Raw genomic sequence first — 7,827 nt, 5'->3', positions numbered from 1 at the left:
AGTAAAATCAACAAAATTAGCTGAACTGGCAAACTCATTTTCCGACAAAAATTAGTAATATTTAATCAAAAATAGTTTAAACTGGCAAACTTAGGTAATAAGAATATAAATTTATGTACAGTGCAATAATTATAGTTAAAACAGTTATTTATTAAAGGAAGTGTTATAAATAAAATTTGGAGGGGGAAGTTCAATAGCTCTCTTTATCTCAAAGTTGTATAGATTTAACTACTAAATGAATGAGCTAAATAGATAAATAGCAAAGAGTATATGTTCAAAGAAAGCTATTATACTCGAAAATCAAAATTATCAATCAAGATTTCTTAAAATTGCTTTCTGAAATATTACAAACTTCACAAGTATCATCACATGAGTTGTCGTCTTCCGAATTCAAAACAGAGTCAATTGATCTAGTTCCCTCTGCAAGTACAGCTGCATTAGATAAAGTACCAGCAATAAGTATTGCATCAAATATTTCATTTTTTTCGACACCCAGCTTTTTAGCCGTTTTGATATGCATTTTTAGGCAGTGTTCACACTTAAGCGCAGCTGAGACTCCAATACAAATCATTTCAACCGTTTTTGGATCTATATTCTTGAATTCACGCATTATAGAGTTATCATAAAGTATCTTTGGGATTAAGATCTCAGGTTGATCTTTCATGAAATTTAGTATATAAGGAATTTCACCGTAATACTTCTCTACATCTTCTAATAGTTTAGATGCGGTTACTTCTGGTTTTTCTCCAAGAATTGCACTTATTTTATTTATTTCCATTTTGTAGCACCAACATTGAACCAGTATTTAGATTGAAAAGCCTATATCAGATTCCCTTTTTATTTTAACTAATATATAATTTTTCATGTTTGAGGGACTAATATTAGCAATATCGCCTAGTATAAAACCTTCATCAAACTCTATATGATGTATCTTGCTTTTGTATTCATCATATGGGAGTTTTATTCTTAGACCATCTAGCTGAAGTGTAATAGGAGAAGGCGTTAAAACTTTATTAATAGCTGGTACTTGCTCATGAACTTCTTTCATAACTCTCGCAGGAATTGTTACTAGTGGATCTTTTGATAAATCATCCCTGATAGAATCAATTAGTTCGCCTACTTTCTTATTCATTGTATCAAGTGCATCCAGCTCATCGCTTTTTCTCATTCTATGAGGTATTCGGCCTATATTTCCAATATATAAATCTGATCCTGGTACCTCTTCTGTTGCAATTTCTGGTCCACCTGTTACAATTATTGGAATATTTATCCCTTCAAATAATTTCATTTTTTTCGTTTTTATGCAGTCACGAAAAATACCAAATGAGTAAAGAGCAATATCGTGTTCATTGATTAAACGGCCCTCATAATTATTTAAATTAGCAACTCTTCTCCCCATACCTCGTGCTAATCCTATCATATTAGTATTTGCACCATCACGCCTAAGATGTTCTGCAATGTCGCATGCTGAGTGAGGTAAATGATGATAAGCTAAAGTTGGTGACACCACTGCAATCTCAACTCCAGTAAGAGGAGCACGAGTGACCTTGCCAAGTAATTTTTTTGCTAAATCTTCTACAAGTGGTACATCGTCTTTTGGGATTAACATGATCAATGTTACCTCTGTTGCAGCTGGTGTCTTTTGTACTAAATATCCTCCAATATCTTCAAGAAGTTCAAGGATAAGTCCATGTTTATGAATACCTCCCTCGTAAATATATGGTTCAAGGACTTGAGACATTCAAGCTTCCTCCAATTTTTTTAGCATTTCTTTAGCTTCTTCAATCCAATGAGTTTCTATATTTTCTTCGCTTGCTACAAATAAAAATTTACTGTCAAAGAATTGTTGGTTTCTTACCCGAAATCCTTCAGGTGCTGCTCTTATTGATAACTCTAATAGTTTTGACTTAAGTGTTGTTTGTGGGTCATCAATTACTAAACTTTTGATATATTCAATTTCTTTATGCGGGTCTTCACAAATAATTTTTATAGTCCTTCTATCTGGTTGCAGAATATTATGTTTCCCATACCTGCTCCATAATAACTCTAATGTCTTCGGTAAATATTTTTCAGATTTTACACTTAAGACTATTTTCTTTTTATCAGACAATTCAATATTTACCTCTGCGAAATCCTGCAATTCGATAGGAGAAAAACTTTTTCTAAGAATTATTGCCATCACAAATACAGATTCCTTTGGCCTTACGGAAACGTATATCCTTCCAATAGAACTTAAAACATTTAGGTCAGATATGATATCTTCCATTACCATCTTATAGCTTTGAGCTTCAGAATCGACTTCGGATTCGACTATAAATTTTTCAAGAGGTTCCATGATATCTTACTCCTCAACGTAACCAGAGGCAAGTAAAGCAGAACCTACAGCTCCAATTAGATGTGCATTCGGTGGAACAAGCACATCAACATTAAGAAATTCTCCAAGAGCTAGTGGAATACCCTCTATAAGTGAAGAGCCCCCAACCAAAATCAAAGGTTCATTAACCTCAATTTCTTGAAGTTGTTGTTCAAATATTTGCTCCACCACACTATAACATGCAGCTGCAGCAACATCTTCAGGTGAAGCTCCTTTTGCAAGAGAGTTTACAAGAGACTGTATTCCAAAAACAATACAATAGCTGTTCATTTCAACATTTTCCTTCATACCTTTCACGGCAAGTGCACCAAGTTCCGTAATATCCACTCCAAGTCTTTTGCTGGTCATTTCAAGGAATCTTCCGGAAGCTCCAGCGCAAATACCTCCCATAGTAAAAATTCCTGGAATGCCATCATCTACTGAAATTGCTTTATTATCCATACCCCCAATATCAATTACAGTAGCTGGACCTTTTTGACGATCTGCAAGGTATACAGCACCTTTAGAATTTACAGTGATTTCTTCTTGAACAACTTGTGCGTTGAAATGATCCCCTACTAAAAAGCGACCATAACCAGTAGCCCCTATCGCTTGAATATCTTCTTTAGAGACCTTAGCTTCCTCAAGTGCATCTCTTAAAGCATTTTCTGCACTATCAATAACTTTTACTGTCGGAACCCACCCTTCACCAATAATTTCATCATTTCTCATTACAACTGCTTTTGTTGTAGTTGACCCAGAATCAATGCCTACAGTAAGACCTTTTTGTTTTTCCCTGGATAAAAGAGTTTTACGCCTTGCTACTGTTGTTAAGGCCTCCATTCTGGTCAAAAGTGTTGCTGCTTTAGTTCTTTCAGTAAAAGAATAACTAATAACAGGCAGGTTTATATTATTATGAATGTATCTTCTTACTTCATTTCGGACAATAGCAGCTTCTGCACATCTAAAGCAAGTTGTGATGAGTACTGCATCAACTTTAACGTCTCCTTTTATGATTGATTTTGCACGCGCCATTAATAGTTTCAGGTCAGGACTCGCTACTTCTAATCCAAAATCACGTCCAATATTTTCCAATTCATCTACTGGAATCTCAGGATAAACTAATTGAGCATTTACATCTTTAGCAGCAGATTCAATTTCAGCTTGAACGCCAGCATATTCTGAGCCACATGAAAGTAATGCAATTTTTACCGATTTTTCTTTTGATGCCCTATCAACTCTTCTTTTTTGAGCATCATAAATTGGAAGATCAGTACTATTTTGTTCATCGCTCAATTAGCTTCCTCCTCAGATTCTGAGTTTTTTGAGTTATTGTTTAATTCCTTTAAAAATGTTGCAATCTGTTTAACAAATTCTTTTCCTTCATCCTCAGTTCTTGGGTAATATATCTCTAAAAGTGGAATATCTCGTTGCCTGATTAGATATTTTGTGAGTTCATTAGTTCTAGCACAGCCCATACAACCAAACGCAATATCTGGTTCATCAACAATTATTCCGGCTTCAGCTGAGTCTATAAGTGGACCTACAAGTGCCATTCTACCACGTACTCCTGCAGGAACTTCAACGGCTGCATATTTCAAACCTTTTTTTGGTTCTTGCCCAGTAATATTAAGAGGAGGAGAGTCGATTCCAACTGTATTGATTTTTTCTCTGATTTGCTCCATCATAACTAAAGGTTCATGACCAAATCTTCTTACAAGGTCTGATAATATAAGGCTAGTAGTTGGATATATGATAATTTGTGCCAAGTTATCAACTCACATTTCTTCAGATTCAATTATATATTTTAGTTTAAATGCATCTAGCTTTTGTTTTGCCTCGAATCCACTTGATGGAGATTCCCCTTTATAGTATGCTTCTAAACCTTTACTGATTAGTGGAAGGGTATTTACTTCTTCTCTTAAAAAATGAAATCCTGGCCTGGGACCACCCCCTCTACTACTTCGACACCTTCTTTCATCGCCTGGCAAAAATCCACGGTCTTTTACAAAAATATGATTTGGATCCATTGAGACAACGTCTTCAACAACTTTATTTACAGACTCTATAGGTCCATTAATCATAGTTCCAAAGCAGGTTTCTTTTGCTGTCACATCTGAAGAAGAATGATAAACCTTCATCATAACATCTGAAGGAAGCATACTTTCTGAGTTAGTGACGATTATACGAGTTATATTGTCTTTTTTTTTCTCATCTTCTGAAGAAATTTTAATCACCCTCTTCGGCTTCAATTATATACATTAAATCTCCCTTCTTCAAATGTTTAAGTTTTTCAGGTTCAAGAACTTTCCCCACGACATTAGTATTTCCAAATTTCTCTCCAGTTGGTCCAAATAAATTATCATTCTCTGTCTTTATTCCAATTGTACCCATTCGCTTAGAAGCCTGGTTTGTTATTCCAATGTCACCTTTATTTACTTTAGAAGAAGGAGTATTTTCAGGAAATATTTCTTTAACCAATTTCATATTTTTTTGGGGCTCAAACAAATATGTAGTATCGTAAGCCATACTAACTTTTAAAGATCCTACCAAATTAAAATGAAGGCCTATAGAACTCTTAAAATAATCTACAGTTTTTGGTGCATTATCATAGTACAATTTCACTTTTACTAAATTTGTTTCGGGAATAGATACTACTTTCACCTTTTTTTCTTTGAGTATATCTAAAGTTGTTTCAGGGTCTTGTGAAACTACTAATGAATTATCATCTTTACTTCCTACTATTTCCAGCTCAATTTCAGATTCACTCAGAAGTTTTTTTATTTCGTGAATATATTTTCCCTGAAGCATTATCTGCTGAGGATTTGCAAATACAGTTAATGTGTGCCCAATTGAAGCCATTTTAACGAGCTCAATTCCACTTGTTACATTCCCCACAACTGAGTGCATTAATGTTGCCGGCATGTTCACCTTAGATATAAAAACTTTACCAGTACCATAGCCCACAGTCCTAACAAAAACAGCCCCTTCTGTACGAGGTTCGAAATTTTCGTACGTGCACTCTTCTCCATGTAAAGTAGTATCACATATATAAGCACCAGCAGTCAAATCAACTTTCAAGTCTCCTCCTTTAATAAGAGTGTAAAAGTGTTTTGCTCCAAGTGGGGAATTAGGAGACATCTCTACATTAACAAATGTAAATAAGTTATCGCCATTTTCCAAGGTTTTAGATAAATCAGGTGTGAAAATGACTTCTCCTTGATCTTCCCATTTTAGAACAGGCTCAATTTTTAAAATTTTATCGCCTTTACTAATCTTAGAGATTATGTTCTTTCCACCAACTACCCTTGCAAATGGCCCTTCAAATGAGTGTCCATATTCTCCCGTATGTCCTTCCTTTATAAAAACTAGTTGAGTGCTATTTGAATCATACCCCCCTGCAGCTAGTAAGACATCAAACTTTTCAAAAGATAAAGATTCTCGTGTGAATTCAATATCTGTTGGAACTGACCCAAAGGCAAGTGATTCTATTCCAGCCCACTTTAAGGTTACATCTTCAAACTTTTTGAAATTATTCAGCCATAAGTTAACTGAATATTTATTTGCATTATTAAGCTCTATCTTAATTTCACCTTTATTCGTTTTTAAATTATAGCTAGATACTTCTTTTTCTTCATAACCATTAGAATTTTTCAATATTCCATAAGAAGTACCTGCTTTGTATGGTGCTTCCAAAATATCTATAACATCCCCAACCGTTGTGCCAACGTCCAGTTCAGCTTCTAACCCGTTTACTTTTACATGTATTCTATCTGAAATGAAAATCTCCCCTCAAAATCATGAACTTAACATTTATCAGCTTCAATTTTCTCTTTTCCTGTTAGTTGTGACAACACTTTTTTGGGTTCACCAATATCAACTATTTTTCCATCTCTCATTAAAGCAACACGATCACATACGTTTTCCAAGAAGTCCATGTCATGAGATACGATAATGAAAGTATCTGCCATGTTATCTCTTGCATTCAAAATTGATGATGCTACATCATTTTTAGTAATGGGATCCATTGTTCCAGTTGGCTCATCCATAATTACAATATTTGGTTCCCTTATCAAAACTTGAGCTAGTGCAACGCGATGCTTTTCTCCTTCACTTAATTCTTCTGCTAACTTCGATAAAATATTTTCTGCTTTCTTTTTACTAAAGCCTGTAGCATTAAGAGTATCAATTGCTTTTTTTACTGCTAGTTCATAAGGTAAATCAAGTCCAATTGATTCTGTAAGGTTATCTATTACAGATCTTTGGATATACAGCCCATATTCTTGATGAAGAATACCCATATACTGGTTTGCACGTCCCCTATTCAAAGGCCCTGGTACTTTCATATCAATCCATTCTTCACCTACACGCACAAAGACTTCACCGGTAGTTGGCTGAATGTTTCCTATAAGAATTTTAGATGTAGTTGTCTTACCAGCCCCACTGACACCTGCAATTCCAAAGATTTCTCCTTCTTTAACTTCAAAGGATAGGTCGTTTATAGCATAGACCACTCCTCTATTAACTGAAATGTATTTTTTAGACAAGTTTTTTACTTTAATTATTGGTTCACCTGCTGATGGTCTAGACTCCTTTTCGACAGTTCCCACATATTTCAGAAAATCATTGGCCACTTCCTCCGGTTTACCTTGGCCAATAATTTTTCCATCATCAAGAAAGATTGCTTTGTCGGAAATATCACTTATTACATCTGGCCAATGAGACGTTATTATCATCGTCATATTATATTCTTTTACTGTTTCCATTATAATCTCATGAACAATGCCAGAAGTATTTGGATCTAATGTGCCAGTTGGTTCATCTGCTAACAGAAGCATAGGATGTTTTACAAGTTGTCTCGCTAAGACAACTCTTTGTTTTTCACCCCCACTTAAATCTCTTGCAACATGGGTAATTCTATGAGATAATTGAACTTGATCTAATATGTCTATAGCTTTTGAAAGTGTATCACTTCCAGTATATCCAATTTCATTTAATGCATTGGTTACGTTTGCAATAACCTTTTCATCGCCATAAAGGGCAAATGTTCTTTGTAGCATTATTGCAACTCTTTTTGTTATTTTCCGTCTTAAAGGATCATATAGTGGAAGCTTTACAAAGTCTGCCTTGAAATGTTTAAATACACCGGAACAAAGATGACATTTCTCATCTGTTTTACTTGGTGCATCTATATAATCACATGAATCACATTTTGCTAGATGATAGATTACTTCACCTGAAACATCGGAATACTCTTCAAAACCTCTTAAAACATGCATCAATACCGTTTTACCTGAACCGCTTTTACCAAGGATTCCAACAACTTCACCTTCATTTATTGTTAAATTTATGTTCTTTAGTACTTTTGTTTCCCCAAAATTTAAATTTAAATCATTTATTTCTATAAACAGTGACATAGATACCCTCCTCAGGAAGACATAGTTGATAATAAGGAGTTAAAACTTGAACCTTTT

8 protein-coding genes are annotated in these 7,827 nt (G+C 34.6%); all 8 read right to left on the bottom strand.

Annotated features, from left to right (window positions below):
• Nucleotides 1-313: 313 nt before the first annotated feature.
• The 8 genes from J2T59_RS05450 to atwA all read right to left on the bottom strand — a co-directional run bounded on the left by J2T59_RS05450 (nucleotide 314) and on the right by atwA (nucleotide 7,770).
• Complete coding sequence (locus tag J2T59_RS05450; protein WP_259134727.1) at nucleotides 314-778, bottom strand: carboxymuconolactone decarboxylase family protein; 465 nt, start codon at nucleotides 776-778, stop codon at nucleotides 314-316.
• A gap of 27 nt (nucleotides 779-805) precedes the next feature.
• Nucleotides 806-1,741 (bottom strand): methanogenesis marker 7 protein, encoded by a 936-nt coding sequence (locus tag J2T59_RS05445; RefSeq protein WP_259134725.1) that lies wholly within the window; start codon nucleotides 1,739-1,741, stop codon nucleotides 806-808.
• Nucleotides 1,742-2,335 carry a methanogenesis marker 17 protein gene (locus J2T59_RS05440; RefSeq protein WP_259134723.1) on the bottom strand — a complete coding sequence of 198 codons (594 nt, stop codon included), beginning with the start codon at nucleotides 2,333-2,335 and terminating at the stop codon, nucleotides 1,742-1,744.
• A 6-nt stretch (nucleotides 2,336-2,341) separates the two neighbouring features.
• Entirely contained in the window at nucleotides 2,342-3,616 is a 1,275-nt protein-coding gene (locus J2T59_RS05435) for a methanogenesis marker 15 protein (protein WP_259134739.1), read from the bottom strand.
• A 29-nt stretch (nucleotides 3,617-3,645) separates the two neighbouring features.
• On the bottom strand, nucleotides 3,646-4,122 hold the full coding sequence (locus J2T59_RS05430) for a methanogenesis marker 5 protein (RefSeq protein ID WP_259134721.1): 477 nt from the start codon (nucleotides 4,120-4,122) through the stop codon (nucleotides 3,646-3,648).
• Between the two features lie 9 nt (nucleotides 4,123-4,131).
• Nucleotides 4,132-4,605, bottom strand: coding sequence for a methanogenesis marker 6 protein (locus J2T59_RS05425; protein ID WP_259134720.1), 474 nt, complete (start codon nucleotides 4,603-4,605; stop codon nucleotides 4,132-4,134).
• On the bottom strand, nucleotides 4,583-6,088 hold the full coding sequence (gene mmp3, locus J2T59_RS05420) for a methyl-coenzyme M reductase-associated protein Mmp3 (RefSeq protein ID WP_259134737.1): 1,506 nt from the start codon (nucleotides 6,086-6,088) through the stop codon (nucleotides 4,583-4,585). The genes J2T59_RS05425 and mmp3 overlap by 23 nt, the downstream gene beginning before the upstream one ends.
• Before the next feature lie 71 nt (nucleotides 6,089-6,159).
• Nucleotides 6,160-7,770: a methyl coenzyme M reductase system, component A2 gene (atwA, locus tag J2T59_RS05415; RefSeq protein ID WP_259134719.1), complete on the bottom strand. Its 1,611-nt coding sequence runs from the start codon at nucleotides 7,768-7,770 to the stop codon at nucleotides 6,160-6,162.
• Between the last annotated feature and the right edge of the window lie 57 nt (nucleotides 7,771-7,827).

The sequence above is a fragment of the Methanosalsum natronophilum genome, assembly GCF_024808815.1.
GTDB classification, from domain to species: Archaea; Halobacteriota; Methanosarcinia; order Methanosarcinales; family Methanosarcinaceae; genus Methanosalsum; species Methanosalsum natronophilum.
This window is presented reverse-complemented; position numbering and strand designations above follow the sequence as displayed.

Coding starts and splice junctions, on each gene's coding strand:
- J2T59_RS05440 (WP_259134723.1), bottom strand. CDS start 2,335: ATGGAACCTCTTGAAAAATTTATAGTCGAATCCGAAGTCGATTCTGAA.
- J2T59_RS05445 (WP_259134725.1), bottom strand. CDS start 1,741: ATGTCTCAAGTCCTTGAACCATATATTTACGAGGGAGGTATTCATAAA.
- J2T59_RS05450 (WP_259134727.1), bottom strand. CDS start 778: ATGGAAATAAATAAAATAAGTGCAATTCTTGGAGAAAAACCAGAAGTA.
- atwA (WP_259134719.1), bottom strand. CDS start 7,770: ATGTCACTGTTTATAGAAATAAATGATTTAAATTTAAATTTTGGGGAA.